Annotated in this window: 21 protein-coding genes; 13 read left to right on the top strand and 8 right to left on the bottom strand. The window is 61.8% G+C overall.

The annotated features are described in order from the left end of the window. Positions 1-49: 49 nt before the first annotated feature. The 5 genes from AC3WWH_RS00065 to AC3WWH_RS00085 all read right to left on the bottom strand — a co-directional run bounded on the left by AC3WWH_RS00065 (position 50) and on the right by AC3WWH_RS00085 (position 4131). On the bottom strand, positions 50-1018 hold the full coding sequence (locus AC3WWH_RS00065) for an adenosine deaminase (protein WP_057247720.1): 969 nt from the start codon (positions 1016-1018) through the stop codon (positions 50-52). Then, entirely contained in the window at positions 1015-2235 is a 1221-nt protein-coding gene (locus tag AC3WWH_RS00070) for a phosphopentomutase (RefSeq protein ID WP_058324618.1), read from the bottom strand. The genes AC3WWH_RS00065 and AC3WWH_RS00070 overlap by 4 nt, the downstream gene beginning before the upstream one ends. Positions 2236-2379: 144 nt before the next feature. Further along, complete coding sequence (locus tag AC3WWH_RS00075; protein ID WP_057248219.1) at positions 2380-2919, bottom strand: TadE/TadG family type IV pilus assembly protein; 540 nt, start codon at positions 2917-2919, stop codon at positions 2380-2382. A gap of 59 nt (positions 2920-2978) precedes the next feature. After that, positions 2979-3602, bottom strand: coding sequence for a TadE/TadG family type IV pilus assembly protein (locus tag AC3WWH_RS00080; RefSeq protein ID WP_057247721.1), 624 nt, complete (start codon positions 3600-3602; stop codon positions 2979-2981). A 115-nt stretch (positions 3603-3717) separates the two neighbouring features. Next, positions 3718-4131, bottom strand: a complete 414-nt coding sequence (locus tag AC3WWH_RS00085) for a pilus assembly protein N-terminal domain-containing protein (RefSeq protein WP_057247722.1) — start codon at positions 4129-4131, stop codon at positions 3718-3720. A gap of 256 nt (positions 4132-4387) precedes the next feature. Between AC3WWH_RS00085 and AC3WWH_RS00090 the strand changes: the two genes are divergently transcribed. The 10 genes from AC3WWH_RS00090 (at position 4388) to AC3WWH_RS00135 (ending at position 13461) form a co-directional block, all read left to right on the top strand. Then, positions 4388-4573, top strand: a complete 186-nt coding sequence (locus tag AC3WWH_RS00090) for a Flp family type IVb pilin (RefSeq protein WP_057247723.1) — start codon at positions 4388-4390, stop codon at positions 4571-4573. Between the two features lie 34 nt (positions 4574-4607). After that, a complete protein-coding gene (locus AC3WWH_RS00095) occupies positions 4608-4787 on the top strand; it encodes a Flp family type IVb pilin (protein WP_057247724.1) in 180 nt (59 codons plus the stop codon). 111 nt (positions 4788-4898) lie between these two features. Continuing rightward, positions 4899-5411: an A24 family peptidase gene (locus AC3WWH_RS00100; RefSeq protein WP_057247725.1), complete on the top strand. Its 513-nt coding sequence runs from the start codon at positions 4899-4901 to the stop codon at positions 5409-5411. Positions 5412-5529: 118 nt separating this feature from the next. Continuing rightward, positions 5530-6339: a Flp pilus assembly protein CpaB gene (cpaB, locus tag AC3WWH_RS00105; protein WP_057247726.1), complete on the top strand. Its 810-nt coding sequence runs from the start codon at positions 5530-5532 to the stop codon at positions 6337-6339. Positions 6340-6349: 10 nt separating this feature from the next. After that, a complete protein-coding gene (locus AC3WWH_RS00110) occupies positions 6350-7897 on the top strand; it encodes a type II and III secretion system protein family protein (RefSeq protein ID WP_057247727.1) in 1548 nt (515 codons plus the stop codon). A gap of 56 nt (positions 7898-7953) precedes the next feature. Next, a complete protein-coding gene (locus AC3WWH_RS00115) occupies positions 7954-8649 on the top strand; it encodes a CpaD family pilus assembly protein (protein WP_057247728.1) in 696 nt (231 codons plus the stop codon). 18 nt (positions 8650-8667) lie between these two features. Further along, positions 8668-9957 carry a CpaE/TadZ family protein gene (locus AC3WWH_RS00120; protein ID WP_057247729.1) on the top strand — a complete coding sequence of 430 codons (1290 nt, stop codon included), beginning with the start codon at positions 8668-8670 and terminating at the stop codon, positions 9955-9957. Positions 9958-9978: 21 nt separating this feature from the next. Further along, positions 9979-11448, top strand: a complete 1470-nt coding sequence (locus tag AC3WWH_RS00125) for a TadA family conjugal transfer-associated ATPase (RefSeq protein ID WP_057247730.1) — start codon at positions 9979-9981, stop codon at positions 11446-11448. 8 nt (positions 11449-11456) lie between these two features. Further along, positions 11457-12467 carry a type II secretion system F family protein gene (locus AC3WWH_RS00130; RefSeq protein WP_058324466.1) on the top strand — a complete coding sequence of 337 codons (1011 nt, stop codon included), beginning with the start codon at positions 11457-11459 and terminating at the stop codon, positions 12465-12467. Positions 12468-12477: 10 nt separating this feature from the next. Continuing rightward, positions 12478-13461: a type II secretion system F family protein gene (locus tag AC3WWH_RS00135; RefSeq protein ID WP_057247732.1), complete on the top strand. Its 984-nt coding sequence runs from the start codon at positions 12478-12480 to the stop codon at positions 13459-13461. 272 nt (positions 13462-13733) lie between these two features. On the opposite strand, the gene AC3WWH_RS00140 is transcribed toward AC3WWH_RS00135, so the two are convergent. Beyond that, a complete protein-coding gene (locus AC3WWH_RS00140) occupies positions 13734-14555 on the bottom strand; it encodes a tetratricopeptide repeat protein (RefSeq protein ID WP_058324467.1) in 822 nt (273 codons plus the stop codon). Positions 14556-14686: 131 nt separating this feature from the next. Here AC3WWH_RS00140 and AC3WWH_RS00145 point away from each other — a divergent pair, with 131 nt between their 5' ends. The 3 genes from AC3WWH_RS00145 to AC3WWH_RS00155 all read left to right on the top strand — a co-directional run bounded on the left by AC3WWH_RS00145 (position 14687) and on the right by AC3WWH_RS00155 (position 17380). Next, positions 14687-16078, top strand: coding sequence for a leucyl aminopeptidase family protein (locus tag AC3WWH_RS00145; RefSeq protein WP_057247734.1), 1392 nt, complete (start codon positions 14687-14689; stop codon positions 16076-16078). 87 nt (positions 16079-16165) lie between these two features. Then, positions 16166-16516, top strand: coding sequence for a MarR family transcriptional regulator (locus AC3WWH_RS00150; RefSeq protein ID WP_057248220.1), 351 nt, complete (start codon positions 16166-16168; stop codon positions 16514-16516). A gap of 9 nt (positions 16517-16525) precedes the next feature. Beyond that, the gene (locus AC3WWH_RS00155; RefSeq protein ID WP_058324468.1) at positions 16526-17380 is read left to right on the top strand and encodes a C40 family peptidase; all 855 of its coding nucleotides are present in this window, start codon (positions 16526-16528) and stop codon (positions 17378-17380) included. A gap of 51 nt (positions 17381-17431) precedes the next feature. Here AC3WWH_RS00155 and AC3WWH_RS00160 read toward each other — a convergent pair whose 3' ends face one another. Together AC3WWH_RS00160 and AC3WWH_RS00165 are read right to left on the bottom strand one after the other, a co-directional pair. Then, complete coding sequence (locus AC3WWH_RS00160; protein WP_057247736.1) at positions 17432-18391, bottom strand: 2-hydroxyacid dehydrogenase; 960 nt, start codon at positions 18389-18391, stop codon at positions 17432-17434. Between the two features lie 10 nt (positions 18392-18401). Next, entirely contained in the window at positions 18402-20030 is a 1629-nt protein-coding gene (locus tag AC3WWH_RS00165) for an ABC transporter ATP-binding protein (protein WP_058324619.1), read from the bottom strand. Positions 20031-20034 lie beyond the last annotated feature (4 nt).

Raw genomic sequence — 20034 nt, forward strand, 5'->3', positions numbered from 1 at the left:
ATTGGCCGGCCGGAGAACGTCATCCCCAGCCGACGGATGGCGGCGGTTCCTAGATCCGCGCGAGCAGCCGCTGGCGCGTCGGTTCGTCGACGAAGGCGGCCTCGATCGCCGTGCGGGTCATGCGGTTGATCTCCTCGTCGGTGAAGCCCATCACCGCAGAGGCGATGTCGTATTCCTGAGCGAGCGACGTATGGAAGAACGGCGGATCGTCGGAATTGAGCGTGACGCGCACGCCTGCCTCGTAAAGTGCCCGCAATGGGTGCGAGGCGAAGTCCGGGAAGACCTGCAGCGAGATGTTGGAGCCGGGGCAGACTTCGAGCACGACTCCGGCGTCGGCAAGGCGCCGCACCAGATCCATGTCTTCGATCGCCCGAACGCCATGGCTAATGCGCGAGGGGTGCACGTGGTCAAGCGCGTCGCGCACACTAAAGGCGCCGGAGAGCTCGCCCGCATGGATCGTCAGGCCAAGGCCTGCGTCCCGTACAATGTCGAAGGCGCGGGCAAAATCGGCCACGTTGTGCATGCGTTCTTCGCCAGCGAGGTTGAAGCCGGTGACGAGCGCATGCTCCCGCCTGGCCGCGAATTCTGCGGTCTTGATTACGGACTCCGGGCCGAGATGGCGAATGCCTGTGATCAGCATGCGCGATTCGATCCCGGTCTTCTGCCTTGCGGCTTCCATGCCGGCGGCAAGGCCCTCAAGGTAAGCTTTCGCGCCCAGGCCGATCGTGTTGCCGTGGTCGGGCGAAACGATGATTTCACTGTAGATTGTGCCGGCTTCGGCAAGCTCCGTCAGATAGGCTTCGGCGAGCAGTGCGTAGTCTTCCTCGGTCCGAAACAGCGAGGCGATGGCGTCGTAGCATTTCACGAAGCTGGTGAAGTCTTCCCAGACATAGGCCCTGTCACGGATGATCGCGCTGGTGTCGATGCCATACTTCTCGGCCTGAGCTAAAGCCAGCTCAGGCGGCGTCGCGCCTTCGATGTGGCAATGCAGCTCCGCCTTCTTCAGATGCGCGGTCAAATGAGGCTTCTCCCATGATGGCCCGGCGCGATGCCGAGATGTTTGGCGACGGATTCGCCGATATGCGCGAAGGTGTTGGCGACGCCGAGCGAGCGGCTGCGCAGCGACGGTCCGAACATCAGCACCGGTACCCGCTCGCGCGTATGGTCGGTGCCGCGCCAGGTCGGGTCGCAGCCGTGATCGGCCGTCAGGATGACGATGTCGTTGGGCTGCAGGCGGCGATCGAGATCCGGCAGGCGCGCATCGAAGGCTTCGAGTGCAGCCGCGTAACCGGCAACGTCGCGGCGATGGCCGTAGAGCATGTCGAAATCGACGAAATTGGTGAAGACCAGGCTGCCGTCTTCGGCCTCGTCGATGGCCGCGAGACTTGCGTCGAAGAGCGCCATGTTGCCGTCGGCCTTCGTCAGCTTCGTCACGCCCTGGTGCGCGAAGATGTCGCCGATCTTGCCGATCGCGTGAACCGTGCGCCCCGCTTCCGTCAGCCGGTCGAGGATCGTCGGCTCCGGCGGCAGCACGGAATAGTCACGGCGATTGCCGGTGCGGGTGAAGGTCTGCGGGCTGGTGCCGACGAAGGGGCGGGCGATCACGCGGCCGATATTGTAGTCGTCGACCAGGCGGCGGACTGTCTGGCAAAGCTCAAGCAGGCGATCGAGCCCGAAGCTCTGCTCATGCGCCGCGATCTGGAAGACCGAGTCCGAAGAGGTGTAGCAGATCGGCTTGCCGCTGCGCATGTGCTCCTCGCCGTGGCGGGCGATGATGTCGGTGCCGGAAGCATGGCAATTGCCGAGGATGCCGGGAATGTTGCCTTCGCGGCAGATGGTTTCGACGAGCTCGGGCGGAAAGGCATCGCCTTCAGCCGAAAAGTAACCCCAATCGAACATGACCGGCGTGCCGCCGATTTCCCAGTGCCCGGAGGGCGTGTCCTTGCCGCGCGAGACTTCGCTGGCGGCGCCAAAGGCACCATAGACCCGATTGGGCACCGGCATGCCCTTGGGAATCGTGCCGTTGGCGAGCTTTGCTGCGTGAACAAGGCCAAGGGCGGACATGTTCGGCAGATTGAGCGGCCCTTCTCGCAAACCAACCCGATCTGCGGCGCCGGCGGCGCAGAACTCCGCGATGTGTCCGAGCGTGTTGGCGCCCAGGTCACCGTAGGCTTCGGCATCCGGCGCGCCGCCTAAGCCGAAGGAATCGAGAACGAATAGAAACGCACGCGCCATGATGCACCTGACAGCGGAAACGCTCGCATCGCGCTCCGAAAGCTTCTGGAAGAACGCGACGACGCCGGAGGCGCGCGCCACGCACAATCCCGAAGGGATAGCGCTGCGCACGGCGCAATGCAATTGCGCCGGATCAGTGCCCGATCAGCAATCAGTGCATTTTATAGTTTGGGCGAGACGCGAGTGGAAGTAGGCCGTCTTGGAGAGGTCTATCGTCTTCGCAGTGGCCTGAAGGCTCGGAGCGTAGAGCAGCAACTCGTGCGGCACGGTCAGCTCCGTGCGAATGACAAAGGACTTGTTGGCCGTGAATTGGCCGGGCAGGGTGACCTTCGAATTCACGCTGTAGGGAACCCCGCCGGCCTGATCGTGCGACCAAATGACGGTCCCCTCATTGGTGCTTGAGACCTCGATACCGGTGATCTTCAGTGTGTAGTTCGCGTTCCCATAGGGTTCGAGAATACTCTTTGCGATATTCGGCACCTTGGCGAGGAAGGCTTTGTTGACTTCCGATTGCTGTGCGATGATGTCGGCGACGGCGCTTGCGGCGCGGGCCGTCTTGCCTGCGACCGTAAAACCGACCGAAAGCTCGAACGCACCGAGATAGGTTATGATCAGCAAGGGTGCGACGATCGCGAATTCAACGGCTCCGACGCCGCGTTTGTCCCGCCGCAGCGCGTGAAACATGGCAGAAACCGCCCGAAGGCGCAGGATCTTTTGCTTCGCAATCTGCTTCACGGCAAACCTCACTCGCTCTCGTTTCGGAAGGTGGCGGTTGCCACCATGAGATAGTCCTTCGGCATGCTCGCGCCGGCGGGCCGCAAGTTGGTGACGAACGGCCTGACGAGGTCGGTGATCACGCTCCACCGATAGTAGGCACGCACCACGTTGAAGGTACCCGGACCGCCGGGGGCAAACTTGAAGTCGCCCGTATCAATATCGGTCGAGCCGGCCTTGCGCGGGATGTTCACAGGAAACGTGCTGAGATCCGAGACCGCCCGGACATCCAGGTAGAACTGCGAGGGCTGGTTTGCTTCGGTGGCGGAGCATTTCATCAGGACTGAGATTTCATTGCAGAAGGCCTGGCGAAACTGCGCCTGAGTCATATCCGTGGCCTTCCCCCGCTGGAAGGTAATCTGGCCGGTACGGACCTTGCGCGCCATCGTCTCCGTTGCGTTCGCCAGGAGCTGGTCGCCGTAGAAGGCGGCAAAGGTTTCGAGTGAGGCGAAAATCACCACGAAGAAGGGCAGCGCGAGGATGGCGAACTCGATGCTCGTCGTGCCTTTGCGGTTGCGGATGAAGCGGCGCAGAATGCCTTTTCGCCTGATATCAGGCCCGCTCGCACGTTCGATTGCCTGCTCGCTGCTCATTGTGCCGTCCCATCATGTTACGCCAGACGGGCGGAAGATTATGGAGCAACCGTTGATATTTCGTTCCCGCAAATCATGTGCATTTTAACGAATCGCGGGTCGAAACCCATAAAATTCAGTTGGTGCTACCTGTGGTTTTACGTTCCGCGTGTCGTTCACAATTTGGCGTACAGGAGAGCACGGTGCGCGACGTCTGTTTGTAGACGCGCACGGTGTTGCCTTCATCGATCGACACCAGAATCCGCTCATCGACAATGGCGTTTCCATCCTGGTCGAGGATGACCAGATTGGTCGTGCCAAAATTGCGGCCGGTGATGACGATGGTTCGGGCGTCGGCAACCGTGGCGTCTGCCACTTCGGCATTGCCGATGATGACCTTGCTGACCGGGCGATCGAGTTTGAGCACGCGCGCGTGATCCATATAGACGCGCATCATGTCGTTCTCTGCGCCAGCGGCGACCACCGGGGCGAGCGATGCGATCACGAAAGCAAACAGGGCGGCTCGGCCGGTCGCGAATGGCATGGTCATGGCGGGTCCTTGAGGTGGGTTCACGCCATACTCACCCGTCTTGGTGAATGAACCGTTAAATCCATGATTTCGAGACCGGATAGGCCCCGCGCCGTTTTCTGTTCGTTTACCCAAAAATCAGGGATGCGTCGTTAACCTGTCGGTAACCGCCTTCTTTAAGTCGATGGAAATGCGCCAGGACTAGTTTGAGGCCATCCGATCAACGGCAACAGTTGGCGGAAGTGCTGAACAACAAACGCGAAGTAGGAGAATCATCATGAAGAAGATTTTTGCCCGTCTGATGAAGGACGAGTCCGGCGCGACCGCTATCGAGTACGGCCTGATCGCCGCCCTCATCTCGGTTGCCCTCATTGCTGGCGCAAGCACCCTGGGCGACGCGCTCAACACCACGTTCGACGGCCTGGGCGGAAAGCTCACGGATAGCACGACTGGTAAGCTCTAATCGGTCTGACCGGTTCAAGCGAGGCGAGATTCGCATGGCGAAGATTTTCCGTCGCCTGAAGCGGGATGACAGTGGTGCGACCGCCATCGAGTATGGTCTGATCGCGGTGCTCGTTTCCGCGGCCCTGATTGCCGGCGCAACCACGATTGGCAATACGCTCGATTCCGCGCTCAATGCAATCGGATCGAGTATTGCGACGAGCGGCAAGATCTAATGAACCGGTCTTGCAAGGAACAAATGGAGCCGCTGCAAAAGCGGCTCCATTTCTATCTGGAGCCCCACGGGGAATCGGAGATTGCGTGCGCTCATCTTGGAGGCAGGAACCATGACTGAGGCTGCTATTTTGGTGGTTTTTCCCTTTTGCCTGGCGTTTGCAGCCTTTTCAGACCTGCTGACCATGACGATTCCCAATCGCGTTTCGGTAGTGCTTCTGGGCAGCTTTTTTGTCGTGGCGCTGCTGGCGGGACTCGATCTCGGGGAGATCGGCCAGCATGTGGCCGCGGCCTTGGTTGTCTTTGCCGTGTGCTTCGGCCTGTTTGCTGCAAACGTGATGGGCGGCGGCGACGCCAAGCTCCTGACAGCCAGCGCCATCTGGTTCGGATTCACCCCGTCGTTGACCGCTTTTCTGCTCTACGTTTCCATTTTTGGAGGTTTGTTGACGCTTGCCATCCTGATGTTGCGCCGGCAGGAAAACACGATACTGGCGAGTGGCATCCCCGTTCCGCAGCTCTTGCTGACGGCCAAGAAAATTCCGTACGGCGTGGCAATCGCGCTCGGTGGCTTTGTTGCCTATCCGGCTTCGCCGCTTATGGAGGCGGTCTTTGCGCGCCTTTCTTAAGGCTCAAGCGCGGGGCATCACCTTTCGTTAACTCTCCTCATAAGTAATCCGTTAACTATAATTACACCAATTCCTGATCAATCTGACCCTGGCAATTCTTCGGGGCTCGGAAACGATCATGAAACCGGTTCGCATCATAATACTGGCGGTGGCCGTTCTGTCGGCTGCAATGGCTGGTCTATTGGCGATGAAACTGACGCGCGCACCTGCGCCGTTGGCCGCCGAGCCTCTGATCGAGCGGGCGCCGACCGTCAACGTCCTGGTTGCCAGCAAGAGCCTGCCTGTCGGATCGCGCCTGGCCGGCGATTCCATCCAGTGGATGGCCTGGCCGAAGGACGGTTTGGTTGACGGCCTGATCACCGACGAAAGTCAACCGTCGGCAATCGACGACCTCACCGGAGCCGTCGTTCGCTTGCCGATCTTCAACGGCGAGCCGGTCCGTCACGAAAAGGTCGCAGACTCGTCCAACCGCATCATGTCGTCGCTGTTGCCGGCGGGCAAACGCGCCGTCGCGACGGAAATCACCGTCGCTACCGGTGCCGGCGGCTTCATCCTTCCGAATGACCGTGTCGACGTCATCATGGTCCGCAAGGGCGATGGCGAACTCTACCTGACCGAAACCGTGCTCAGCAACGTGCGTGTTCTGGCGATCGACCAGCAGGTCGAGGAGAAGGAAGACGGCACCAAGGCCGTGGTCGGAACCACGGCCACGCTGGAGCTGACGCCCGACCAGTCGAAAGTAATGACAGTGGCGCAGCAGATGGCCGAGCGCATTTCATTGGCGCTCCGAAGCGTCGCCGATGCACAGGAATCCGACACCGACGCCGCAGACTATCTATTGAGCGGCGACGGTCAGCCGAGCATTCAGGTCATCAAATCCGGGTCCATCGTCAAGAGCGATGGCGCCCTCGGCCAGACACAGCAGTAACCAGGCTAGAATGGGGCATAAGGTGAAACGGAGCGGAAACACATTTCGGGCGTCTGTCGCAGCCGGCCTATCATTCTGCCTGGCGTTTACCGGCATGTATCTGCCGGCGCCGACGGTCGCACTCGCCGCTGCTTCCTCCGTCGTGCGGATCGTTGAAAGCGGCCCAGGCGTCAAGAAGAAGGTCAGTCTCGGCTTAAACAAGGCCGTGGTCGTCGACCTGCCGGCGGACGCGCACGACATTCTCGTGGCGGACCCGTCGCTGGCGGACGCAGTGACGCGCACCTCACGGCGTATCTATCTCTTCGGCAAATCCGTCGGCCAGACCAACATCTTCGTCTTCGGCCCCAATGGCGAGGAGATCGTCAGCCTCGACATCGAAGTCGAGCGCGATATCGCCAATCTCCAGTCCAATCTGCGTCGCTTCATTCCGGACGCCGACATCAATGTCGAGATCATTTCGGACAACATCGTCTTGACCGGAACCGTGCGAACGCCGCTCGATTCCACCCGTGCCGTAGACCTTGCGAAGGCCTTCCTCCAGGGCGGCGAGGCGACCACGCGCAACATCACCGCCCAGGGCAACAATGGCGATGCCGACATCTTCGCTGAAGATCGCCAGGTTTCGCAGATCGTCAACCTCCTGACGATCGACGGCGATGACCAGGTCAACCTCAAGGTCACGGTGGCCGAAGTCAGCCGCCAGGTGCTGAAGCAGCTCGGTTTCAACGGCCGTGTTAGCGACGGCGAAAGCGGCATCGGTTTCCGCAATCCGGCCAACCTCGGGGATGCGATCGGCGTTGGTGTCAACGCGGTGATCAACAAGTCTGTCGGCGGCACGATGATCTCCAGCTACATCAACGCGATGGAGCAGGCTGGTGTGATGCGGACACTGGCCGAGCCAAGCCTGACGGCGATTTCTGGTCAGGAGGCGAAGTTCTATGTCGGCGGTCAGTTTCGCCTGTCGGGAACCCAGGAAGTCACGACCGACGATCAGACCGGCGAAAACAGGGTCACGCGCGAAGTCAACGACGTCGAATACGGCATCCGCCTGAACTTCAAGCCTGTTGTCCTGGGACCGGGACGCATCAGCCTGCAGATCGAGACGAATGTCTCTGAGCCCACCTATGAGGGATCCGTCGTCACTGGCAACGGCACGAGCAAGATTCCTGGCAATACCTTTCTCGGCATCCGCAGGCGCGAAGCTTCGACCAGCGTCGAGTTGCCTTCCGGCGGCTCGATCGTGATCGCCGGCCTGGTTCAGGACAATATTCGCCAGGCGATGTCCGGCCTGCCGGGTGCTTCGAAGATCCCGATCCTCGGAACGCTCTTCCGCAGCAAGGATTTCGTGCGCAACGAAACCGAGCTCGTCATCATCGCGACGCCCTATCTTGTCCGTCCTGTCGCCAGAAGCGCGATCTCCCGGCCTGACGACAATTTCAATCCGGCCAATGATCTCGACAGCTACTTCCTTGGCCGCGTGAACCGCATCTACGGGCGGCCGGAGGCGGCCGCTCCGGCAGGGCGTTACCACGGCAATGTCGGCTTCATCTACAAATAGGTCGGGTCATGACGCTTCGAACCGGTTCCCACCAGAATTCTGAAAGGCCGACTGCCATGCCCCTGAGCACATCCAGCGCCTTCATGCGATGCACGAGCCGCGTGGCCATGCTGGCCATCGCTGGTATCTTTCTTGCGAGCTGCGGGACAAAGGACAATCTCGCTACTGGCTCGATTCCGGACGACTATCGCACGAGACATCCGATCGTGCTCGCCGAAGGCGAACGCGCCATCGACATCCCGATCGCATCGGGCGACCGTCGCCTGACCCAGGGCACGCGCGATGTTATCGCCGGGTTCGCTTCCGACTATCGCAATTCGGCAAGCGGCGTCGTGCAGATCATGATGCCGCGCGGCGCGGCCAACAGCCATGCTGCGCAAGCGATGCGCAGGGAAATCCGCGGCGTCCTGGTTGCTGCGGGCATTCCCGCCAAACGTCTGCTCGAAACGAGCTACGACGCCGGACCTTATGGAGACGCGGCACCGATCCGCTTGAGCTACGTTGCGATTACCGCCCAGACCGCGCCTTGCGGCACCTGGCCGGAAGATCTGAACCTCAACACACTGGAAAACAAGAACTATTACAATTTCGGTTGCGCCTCGCAATCGAACCTGGCCGCCCAGATCGCCAATCCGACAGACCTGCTCGGCCCGCGCCAGACGTCGCCGATCGACGCGGAACAGCGTGGCCAGGTGATCAAGGACTGGCGTGGAACCGACAAGAGCGACGGCCCGGTCGTCATCTTCAACTGATAGCGGCGGGATGAAGAAATGAACACGATCGATTATAAGATCGGCACCGGCGGCGAGGGGGACGAGCCTTTCTTCGACCAAGTGCGCACGGGCGATCTGGAGCAAGTCCGCCCGCTACCGCGGATCTCGATCCACGCATTCTGCGAAACCAATGCAATGCAGCAGCTGATGGAGCGTTGCGGGCGGGACCGGCGCATGGCCAAGGTCAGCTTGCGCATCAACAGCGGCAGCATCGACGCGGCCGCAAACATGTTCGCGACCGTGTCTACCCCCAATCTCATCATCCTTGAAACATCGACCGAACCACGGTCGCTACTGGCCGAGCTTACGCCGCTTGCAGAGGTCTGCGACCCGAGCACCAAGGTGATTCTCGTCGGCAAACACAATGATATCGGGCTCTATCGCGAGCTCATCCGCAACGGCATTTCGGAATACATGGTCGCACCGGTGTCTATGCCGGACATTCTCACCGCCGTTTCGGCGATCTTCGTCGACCCGGATGCCGAGCCCCTGGGCCGAAGCATCGCCTTCATCGGTGCAAAGGGCGGTTGCGGTTCGTCGGTGATCGCGCACAATTGCGCCTGGGGCATCTCCAGCCTCTTCTCGACCGAGACCATTCTCGCCGATCTCGACCTTCCCTATGGCACGGCCAACATCGATTTCGACCAGGATCCGCCGCAGGGCATTGCCGAAGCGGTGTTTGCGCCAGAGCGCCTGGACGAGGTGTTCCTTGACCGGCTGCTGACCAAATGCTCCGACCACCTGTCGCTGTTGGCCGCCCCCTCCATGCTGGACCGCGCCTATGATTTTGAGACCGGTGCGTTCCACCCGATCCTGGAGATCCTGCAGCGCAGCGCCCCCGTTTCCGTACTCGATCTTCCGCATCTGTGGACGGACTGGACCCGCGCCGTGCTCGGAGAAGCCGACGAAGTGGTGATTACCGCGATCCCCGATCTCGCCAGCCTGCGCAATACCAAGAACCTGCTCGATGCAATGAAGAAGCTGCGTCCAAACGACAAACCGCCCCACTTGGTTCTGAACCAGGTCGGGATGCCGAAGCGTCCGGAGATTACGGCGAGCGAGTTCTGCGATTCGCTGGAAACCGAAGCGGCGGCCATCATTCCCTTTGACGCGGCCCTATTTGGCAACGCTTCGAACAGCGGACGGATGATAGCGGAAATCGACAAGAAGGCGCCGGCGGCTGAAACGTTCTCACAGCTCGCGCATCTTTTGACCGGCCGGGTAACGATGAAGAAGGCTCGGCGCGGCGGACTTGGAAAGGTGCTTGCCGCGCTCGGCAGGAAATAGACTGGACATAGGATCACGCAAATGTTTGGCAAACGCGGAAACGAAGGCTTCGGCAAAAGCGGCACCCCGGGTCCCGCCGTTCCGCCGCCCGTGGTTGCTGCGCAACCGATGGCGACCGAGCGGTCCGCGGTTCCGGTTCTCGGCGAAACGACGTCCGCGATCCCGAAGATCCAGCCGGCCGCCCCATCGACGACCCGGCGTCGCACAGCGCGAACGGAAGACTATTACGATACGAAGTCGCAGGTATTTTCGGCGCTGATCGACACGATCGACCTGTCGCAGCTCGCCAAGCTCGACACCGAGAGCGCGCGCGAGGAAATCCGCGACATCGTCAACGACATCATCACGATCAAGAATTTCGCGATGTCGATCTCCGAGCAGGAAGAGCTGCTCGACGACATATGCAACGACGTGCTGGGGTATGGTCCGCTCGAACCGCTGCTTGCCCGCGACGACATCGCCGACATCATGGTTAATGGCGCCGGTCAGACCTTCATCGAAGTCGGCGGCAAGGTGCAGGAATCGGAAATCCGGTTTCGCGACAACGCGCAGCTGCTGTCGATCTGCCAGCGCATCGTCGGCCAGGTCGGCCGTCGCGTCGATGAATCGAGCCCAATCTGCGACGCCCGCCTGCCAGACGGATCCCGTGTCAACGTCATTGCCCCGCCGCTCGCCATCGACGGCACGGCGCTGACCATCCGCAAGTTCAAGAAGGACAAGCTGACGCTGGAGCAGCTCGTGCGCTTCGGTTCGGTAACGGCGGAGGGTGCCGTCCTTCTGCAGATCATCGGCCGCGTCCGCTGCAACATTGTCATCTCCGGTGGCACCGGCTCGGGCAAGACGACACTTCTCAACTGCCTCACGCGCTACATCGACGCCGACGAACGGGTCATTACCTGCGAGGACACGGCCGAGCTGCAGCTGCAGCAGCCGCATGTCGTGCGCCTGGAAACGCGCCCGCCGAACATCGAAGGCGAAGGTGAGATCACCATGCGCGACCTCATCAAGAACTGCCTGCGCATGCGCCCCGAACGCATCATCGTCGGCGAAGTGCGCGGACCAGAGGTTTTCGACCTGCTTCAGGCGATGAACACCGGCCATGACGGCTCGATGGGAACGATCCATGCCAACACGCCGCGCGAATGCTTGAGCCGTATGGAATCGATGATCGCCTTGGGTGGCTACAGCCTGCCAGCCAAAACCGTGCGCGAGATCATTGCCGGATCGGTTGATGTGATCATCCAGGCATCGCGTTTGCGCGACGGCTCCCGGCGCATTACCCACATAACCGAAGTGGTCGGCATGGAAGGTGACGTGATCATCACGCAGGACCTGATGCGCTACGAGATCGATGGCGAGGACGCCGGCGGACGTATCATTGGCCGCCACACGTCGACCGGAATCGGCCGGCCGCATTTCTGGGATCGCGCCCGCTACTTCAACGAGGATAAGCGTTTGGCCGCCACCCTTGACGCGATGGACAAGAACTAGGAGCTGCGATGTTCGGCATAGACATCACCGTTCTGGCGCTGGCCGCCCTTGTCGCAATATCGGCGGCGGCGCTCGCCTACGGCCTTTTGTTCTCGCGTATCGAAAGCGAAAAGAAGGCGGAAGGCCGCGTGCGTAAGGTCAGCGCGGCTGAAACGGACCGCGCCAAGGTGAAGGCCGCGCGGGACCGCGTGAGCGAACTGTCGAAGCGGCGCAAGTCCGTGCAGGATTCGCTGAAGGAACTCGAGAAGAAGCAACAGGAGCGCTCGGCCAAGTCTTCCCCTTCGATGAAGGTGCGACTGACCCAGGCGGACCTCTCAGTTTCCTTGGGGCGCTTCTATCTGTTCAGCGCGCTTTTCGGCGCCTTCGCCTTTCTCGTCGCCCTGATCATGGGAGCCGGGCCCGCTATAGGCCTCGGCATAGCAGTGATCGCCGGCCTTGGCCTACCCCGCTGGTTTGTCGGCTTCATGATCAAGCGACGCTGCAAGAAGTTCCTGGAGGAGTTTCCGAACGCTCTCGAGACCATGGTTCGCTCGATCAAATCGGGCCTTCCTCTCAATGACGCGCTCCGCCTCATTGCCGCCGACGCGCAGGAGCCGGTGAAGACCGAGTTTCGCCGCGTGGTGGAATCACAGCAGGTCGGGTTGAGCGTCACCGATGCCTGTGCCCGCATGATCAATAGCATTCCTTTGCCGGAGGTGAACTTCTTTGCGATCGTGATCGCCATTCAGGCGCAGGCGGGCGGCAACCTTTCCGAAGCCCTCGGCAACCTGTCGAAGGTTCTGCGCGAACGTAGGAAGATGAGGGCGAAGGTCAGCGCGATGTCGATGGAGGCCAAGGCGTCGGCGTGCATCATTGGTGCCCTGCCGTTCATCGTTGCTTTGCTGGTTTATCTGACGTCACCCGCATACATGATGGTCCTGTTCACCGACCCGCGCGGCCACTTGATTATCGGTCTCGGCCTCTTCTGGATGAGCGTAGGCATCATGGTGATGCGCAACATGATCAATTTCGATATCTGAGGGGACATCGATGAGCACGGGCCTGATCAAGACACTGACCGATCCGAACGTTGTCCTGGCCGTTCTGGTTTCGCTCGCCGTGCTCGCGACTTTTTATTCGCTGATCGTGCCGTTCTTCGAACGGGGCGACCTCGGAAAGCGGATGAAGTCGGTTGCGAGCGAGCGGGAACAAATCCGAGCACGCGAACGGGCGCGGCTTGCTGATATGCAGGGCGGCAGGGCGAGCCTGCGTGGCCAAAACAACGCCTCCATTCGCCAGATCGTCGAACGGCTCAATCTGCGCACGGCGCTCGTGGATGACAAGACGGTCAACCGTTTGAAAATGGCCGGCTTTCGCTCACAGAATGCCCTCAATACCTTCCTGTTTGCGCGTTTCTGCCTGCCCTTCCTGTTTCTGCTCGTCGCCCTCGTCTACATCTTCGGGCTCGGCAACTTTGCCGAGAAACCGCTGATGGTACGTCTCTTCTTTGCGATCGGTTTCGCCTATCTGGGCTTCTACGCGCCGAACATTATCGTCGCCAATGCCGTCTCCAAGCGTCAGGCTTCCATTCGTCGCGCCTGGCCGGATGCGCTCGACCTTCTCTTGATCTGTGTCGAATCGGGTGTGTCGATGGAACTTGCCATGCGGCGTGTCGCCGACGAAATCGCAGCCCAGTCGCAGCCATTGGCGGAAGAACTGGTGCTCACGACGGCAGAACTTTCCTTCCTGCCCGAGCGTCGCGCAGCACTTGAAAACCTCGGTCTTCGCACCGGCCTCGAAGAGGTCAGGTCGGTGGTTCAGGCACTCATCCAGGCGGACCGCTACGGCACCCCGATCGCTCAGGCACTGCGGGTCCTTGCGCAGGAAAGCCGCGATCAGCGCATGAACGCGGCGGAGAAGAAAGCGGCGGCGCTGCCGCCCAAGCTGACGGTGCCGATGATCCTGTTCTTTCTGCCCGTGCTGGTCGCCGTCATCCTCGGACCCGCCGGCATTCAGGTGGCCGACAAGTTCTAGACCACCCTGCGCTCAGACGAACGCACGAACGACGCTCTGGAACCTTGATTCCAGAGCGTCTTTTTTGCTTCCAGCGATTCCGCTCGAAGCGGGCTGCTCCAGCGAATTTCGGGGTGTAACTGAAAATCGTGTCGTCCGTTGCGCCCACTGTTTGGGGGACAGTGCCGGCTCACGACGTCGCGCGGTCTGACGCGCGTTAACGCATGCGTTTCTGAGGTGAAATACACCGGAGGAGGGGAGAGCCGCCTAACTGTGCCTTGACTGTAAGGTGCTCAGTTGGTCTTCGCTTCGTCAGCCTTCGCCAGCTGCTTCCACGCTCCCTGCTGGGAGAGCATTGAGCGCAGATAGGCGACGTTCGCTTCTGCCTGCTCGCTGGAAAGTTCCTGCCGGGCGATGGTCTCGGCCTCCTGAAAGCGGCCCTGAAGCCCGACGGCCAGCGCCAGGTTCTGGCGCACGCTGCTGTCAGCACCGGGCTGGGCCGCCGCCGATTTGAGATAGGTTTCGGCGGTACGGAGATCCTTGGTTAGAAGATAGGACATGCCGAGATTGGAGAGCACCGACGGTTCGTTCGGCTTGAGTTCGAGCGCTTCGCGGTAGCGCGTGCGCGCCTCCTGCGGGCGTCCGAGCTGGTCGAGGATCGCGCCCTCGGCCGATTTCAGCTTCCAGTCCGGACGGTCCGGGGTCTGGGCGCGGCTGATCGTCGCCAGCGCCTGATCGAGCTGGCCGGCCGCGGCCTGCGCCTTGCCATAGGCACCGAGCACTTCCCGGTCCGACGGATTGTTGATCGCGACCTGCTGCATGACCGCGAGGGCCTGCTCGTTGCGGCCGGTCATACGCAGGAGGTTGGCGTAGTTGAGCCCGGCTTCGCGATCCTTGGGGTTCTTTTCATAGGCCTGGCCAACGCTTTCGGCCGCCGCCGAAAGCTCGGTCGCGGTCATCGACTGAACCGGCGTCGACGTTCTCGAAATCGAGCCCGTGGTCAGCTCCTTCTTCGGCTGATTGGCGCAGCCTGCGAGCGAGAGCGCCACCAGCGCAATCGCCGCGCCCTGGAAGAAGTGAGCGGCTTTCAACGGTGAAGTCGTGCGTTTGGCCATGAGTGTCCCCAGCATGCATTCGCGCACCTGAACTTCAGACAACACCGGCGCAACTTTCACTCCAGCAATAATCTGTTAACCCTAACGGAGCGTTAATGGCGCGATTCCATCTCTGTCAGCCGAGGACTTTCATGGCTCCCTATCAGTTCATCGAGCGGCCGTCGCCGTTCAACACCAGCGCCGGCAAGACCCTGCCGATCTTCGCGGTCACGCCGGCGCATATTGAGACGGGGACGATCGATCCGATCGCTTTGGACTGGGCGCGCAAGGCTGGCTTCACGGCCGAATCCGGCGCGGTGCTGTTGATCCCGTCCTCAGACGGCCATCTCGGCGGTGCGCTCTTCGGTCTCGGCAGCAACCCGTCGGAAGCGCCGTTTCTGGCCGGCAAGCTTGCGCGAGCACTGCCGGCAGGCAAGTGGCACATCGAAACCGCGCCGCTCACCGCCAACCGGCTGGCGCTCGGCTATGGCCTCGGTTCCTATCGCTTCGAGCGCTACAAATCCACCAAGGGCGAGCCGCCGACACTGCTGATCCCCGCCGACGCCGATGCGACCGATATCAAGCGGCAGCTCGCCGGCGTCTTCCTTGCGCGCGACCTGATCAACACGCCAACCAACGACATGGGTCCCGAGGCGCTCGAAGCGGCATTCCGCGCGCTTGCCGCCCACTACAAGGCCGATGTCTCGGTGATATCGGGCGAAGCGCTGCTGACGCAGAATTTCCCTCTGGTCCATACCGTTGGACGCGCCAGCGCCGAAGCTCCGCGCCTGCTTGAGCTGCGCTGGGGCAAGAAGGGCCACAAGAAGGTAACGCTGGTCGGCAAGGGCGTCTGCTTCGACACCGGCGGTCTCGACATCAAGCCGGCCGCCTCGATGCTCTTGATGAAGAAGGACATGGGCGGTGCCGCCAATGTCCTCGGCCTCGCGTTGATGATCATGGACGCCAAACTCAAGGTCGATCTGCGCGTCATCGTGCCGGTTGTCGAGAACTCGATCTCCGCCAATGCCTTCCGCCCCGGTGACATCTATCGCAGCCGCAAGGGGCTGACAGTTCAGATCGACAACACCGATGCCGAGGGCCGGCTGATCTTGGCCGATGCGCTCGCCTATGCCGACGAGGAGAAGACTGATCTTTTGGTCGACATGGCGACGCTCACCGGTGCCGCTCGCGTCGCGCTCGGCCCGGATCTACCGCCCTTCTTTACCGACGACGCCGACCTTGCCCATGATCTCTCGGAAGCAAGCCTCGAGGTCGACGATCCGATGTGGCGCATGCCGCTTTACAATGGCTACGACAAGGATGTCTCGGCACGGATCGCAGATCTCACCAATGCGCCGGCGGGTGGTATGGCCGGTTCAATCACTGCAGCGCTCTTCCTCCGGCGTTTCGTCACCAACACCAAGAGCTGGGTGCATTTCGACATCTTCGGATGGGCACAGTCCGAGCGGCCGCATTCGCCGGTTGGCGGCGAGGCGCAGGCGATCCGGGCGCTCTACCATCACGTCCAGAAGATGGCAAAATAGCCTATCGGAACGATTGGCAAGAAAGAAACGCTTGCGTAACGATCCGCCGCTATCGTGGCGGATCATCTTTCTGCGCAGGAGCCGCCATTGCCGATCGAGCTTACGCCCTCCCAGGCCCTCGGGCTTTGGCATACGGTGTCGCTCGCCCAGGTGCGCGTCGACAGCCGCGACCTGACCCTGCGGCAGCTGGCGATCCTTCTGCACATCTACCTCGTGCCACCGCCCCACACGGTGCGCGGACTGGCGGCGACGCTTGGCGTTACCAAGCCGGTCATCACCCGCGCGCTCGATACCATGGGCGCTCTTGGTCTCGTGGACCGGGTGCGTGACGATATCGACCGGCGCAACGTGATCATCAAGCGCACCGTCGAAGGTGCGCTTTACCTTGAAAAACTCGGCGATCTGATCATTCTTCATGGTCGCAAATTGACCTTGTGAGTCTCAGCCATGTCGCAACTGCCGGACCGTCGTCTCAACGCCTATCGCAGCGATCTCGCCGAAATCGCGCTTCGCGGCCAGGTCGAGGCGGAGCGTTATGTCGAGGGAGAGGTGGCGACGCTCGCCGTGCCGGTCGCGCCGCTTCGTGCCCGCCCGGACGCCGCCTGCGGCACGGACACCGAGGTGCTCTATGGCGAGGGCGTGCGGGTGCTTGATACGGCCGAGGGCTGGGCCTGGGTCAAAGCCGATCTCGACGGCTATGTCGGCTATCTGCCGGAGACGGCTCTTCTGCGGCAGACGACCGTTCCGACCCATATCGTCACCGTGCCGCGCACATTCGTCTACAACGGTGCCGACCTCAAGTTTCCGCATGCCCTCGCTCTCTCGATGGGAAGCCGTGTGGCGGTCATCGGCGAGGCGGAAACGCGTGGCACGCGCTACTTCCTGCTTGAGGGCGGCCGCGCGATCGTCGCCAATCATTGTGCGCCCGTTGGCCACGCCGTCAGCGCCGACTACGTCACCGTCGCCACCCGCTTCCTGGAGACGCCCTATCTGTGGGGCGGCCGCTCCGGCTTCGGCATCGATTGCTCAGGCCTAGTGCAGACGTCGATGTTGATGGCAGGCCGTGTAGTCGAGCGCGATTCCGACATGCAGGCGGCTCGACTCGGGATGCCGATCTCTCGTGAAGAGTTGCGGCGCGGCGATCTCGTGTTCTGGAAGGGCCATGTCGCGATCATGGAAGACGAACGCACGCTGATCCATGCCAACGGCCACACCATGTCGGTCGCGCATGAAGGATTGGAAGAGGCGATCGCTCGCATTGGCTGGCTCTACGGCCAGCCGACCGGCTATCGACGGCCCTGAAGCAAGCCACGTGCAGGCGGGTTGATTCCGCCGCACCTCGCTTCCGCTAAATCAATAGCCGGCTACTTTGTCGACCACGTGTTCGAGCGATTGACCGCTTTCGAAGCGGGCGATCTGCTGCTCGACATGGCGGAACAACGCCTTGACGTCGGAGGACGCCGCCACATGCGGTGTGACATACACGTTCGGCATGGTCCAGAAGCGGCTGTCGCTGGCAAGCGGTTCCTCTTCGAAGACATCGAGCGAGGCGCCGCCGAGCACGCCATTGTCGAGTGCCTGAACGATATCGGCTTCGACCTGGCTGCCGCCACGGCCGGCATTGATGAAAACAGGCGCACCGAACGGGCCGTTGCGGCTGAGCTTGGCAAACAGGCGCAGATTGAAAATGCCGCGCGTGTCCGGCGTCAGCGGCAGCAGACCGACGAGGAAATCCGTGCGCGCCAGGAACGTGTCGAGCTCGCTGCCGCCGAAGGTCTCGATGCCTGCGACGTCTCGCTTGCTGCGCGACCAGCCGACGACCTTGAAGCCCATGGTGGAGAGCTTGCGGGCGGCGTCCTGGCCAAGCACGCCCATGCCCATGATGCCGACCGTGATGTCTGCGGCTTCCGGCTGGGTCAGATCGCGCCATTCGCGCTTCGCCGCTAGCGCCTCATAGGCGCGGTGCTGGCGCAGATGCAGAAGACATTGCATGACGACCCACTCGCTCATGCGCGTCGTCAGCGTCTGATCGACGAAGCGCACGAGCGGCACCTCGGGAAGCCCGGGAAGCGTCAGCACGTGATCGACGCCGGCGCCGCCGGAGAAGACCACCTTGAGATCCGGCGCCCGCTCGAAGAGATCCGGCGCCGATTTCCACACCACTGCATAGTCGATCCCCGAGAGATCGCGGTTGTGGTGCACGACGTCGGCGCGATTGATCACCTCGCGATCGGGAAAGGCGCCGCGAAGAGCCGCCTCGACCTCCTCCGGAATGAACTTCAGATCGACGATGACGGGGCTCTTTGCGGACATTGCGGGCACTCTACTGGCGGATCGCGGTGAGATTGACGGCTTCGAGGTTGAAGGCCGCTGCCATCAGCGCCTTCGTGTAATCTTCGCTCGGCGCATTGAAGATGCGCTCGGCCGGCCCCTGTTCCACCACCTTGCCCAGGCGCATCACGATCATCTCGTTGGCAAGCGCCCGCACGACCTTCAGGTCATGGCTGATGAACAGATAGGCGAGATCGTGTTTGCTCTGCAGGTCGCGCAAGAGATCGACCACCTGCGCCTGCACGCTCATGTCGAGCGCCGAGGTTGGTTCGTCGAGCATGACGAATTGCGGCTTCAGCACCATGGCACGCGCTATGGCAATGCGCTGCCGCTGGCCGCCGGAGAACTCGTGCGGATAGCGCCAACGGGTCGAGGGGTCGAGGCCGACTTCTTCGAGAGCGGCGGCGACGCGGGCATCGCGCTCATTTTCCGAAAGCGAACGTTCATGGATCTTCAGACCTTCGGCGATGATATCGGCCACCGACATGCGCGGGCTGAGCGAGCCATAGGGGTCCTGAAAGACGATCTGCATCCGGTTTCGAAGTGGCCGCATTTCGTTGAAGCTGTAGCGGTCGATGTCCTTGCCGATAAAGGCGATGCGGCCCTTCGACGAGATCAGCCGCGTCAGCGCCAGGCCGAGCGTCGTCTTGCCGGAACCGGATTCGCCGACGACCCCGAGCGTCTGGCCGGCGCGCAGCTTCAGGTCGATGCCGTCGACCGCCTTAACGTGGTCGACCACCTTGCGCAGAAAGCCGGCCTTGATCGGGAACCAGACCTTCATGTCGGAGGCTTCCAACACGAGCGGCTTCGACGCGTCTGACGGCGGCGGGTTGCCCTTCGGTTCGGAGGCGAGCAGATGGCGGGTATAGGCGTGCTGCGGATTGGCGAAGATCTCGGCGGTCGGGCCGGTCTCGACGATCTTGCCCTTGGTCATCACGCAGACCCGGTCGGCGATCTTGCGCACGATGCCGAGGTCGTGGGTGATGAACAGCATCGACATGCCGTGTTCGTCCTTGAGTGTCTTCAGAAGCTCGAGGATCTGCGCCTGCACCGTGACGTCGAGCGCCGTTGTCGGTTCGTCGGCGATCAAAAGCTCGGGCCGGTTGGCCAGCGCCATGGCGATCATGACGCGCTGGCGCTGGCCACCGGAGAGCTCGTGCGGATAGGCGCTGAGGCGCTTCTCCGGCTCGCGGATACCGACCTGATTGAGAAGCTCGAGAATGCGGGTGCGCGCAGCGGCTCCTTCGAGCCCCTGGTGCAGTTCGAGGATCTCGCCGATCTGCCGCTCGATCGAATGCAGCGGGTTGAGCGAGGTCATCGGCTCCTGGAAGATCATGGTGATGTCGTTGCCGCGCACGTTGCGCAGCTCCGCATCGCCGGCCTTCAACAGGTCCTTGCCGTTGAAGACGATCTCGCCGCTCGGGTGGCTGGCCGAAGGGTAGGGCAGAAGTTTCAGGATCGAATTGGCCGAAACCGACTTGCCGGACCCGGATTCGCCGACAAGCGCCACGGTTTCCCCGCGCTTGATCTCGAAGGAGATGTGGTCGACGGCGATCGAGGTGTTGCCGCCCTGGTGAAAGGCGACCGAGAGGTCGCGGACGGAGAGGATGGGATCTGTCATCGTC

Source organism: Ensifer sp. EB106-03-01-XG145 (assembly GCF_058792075.1).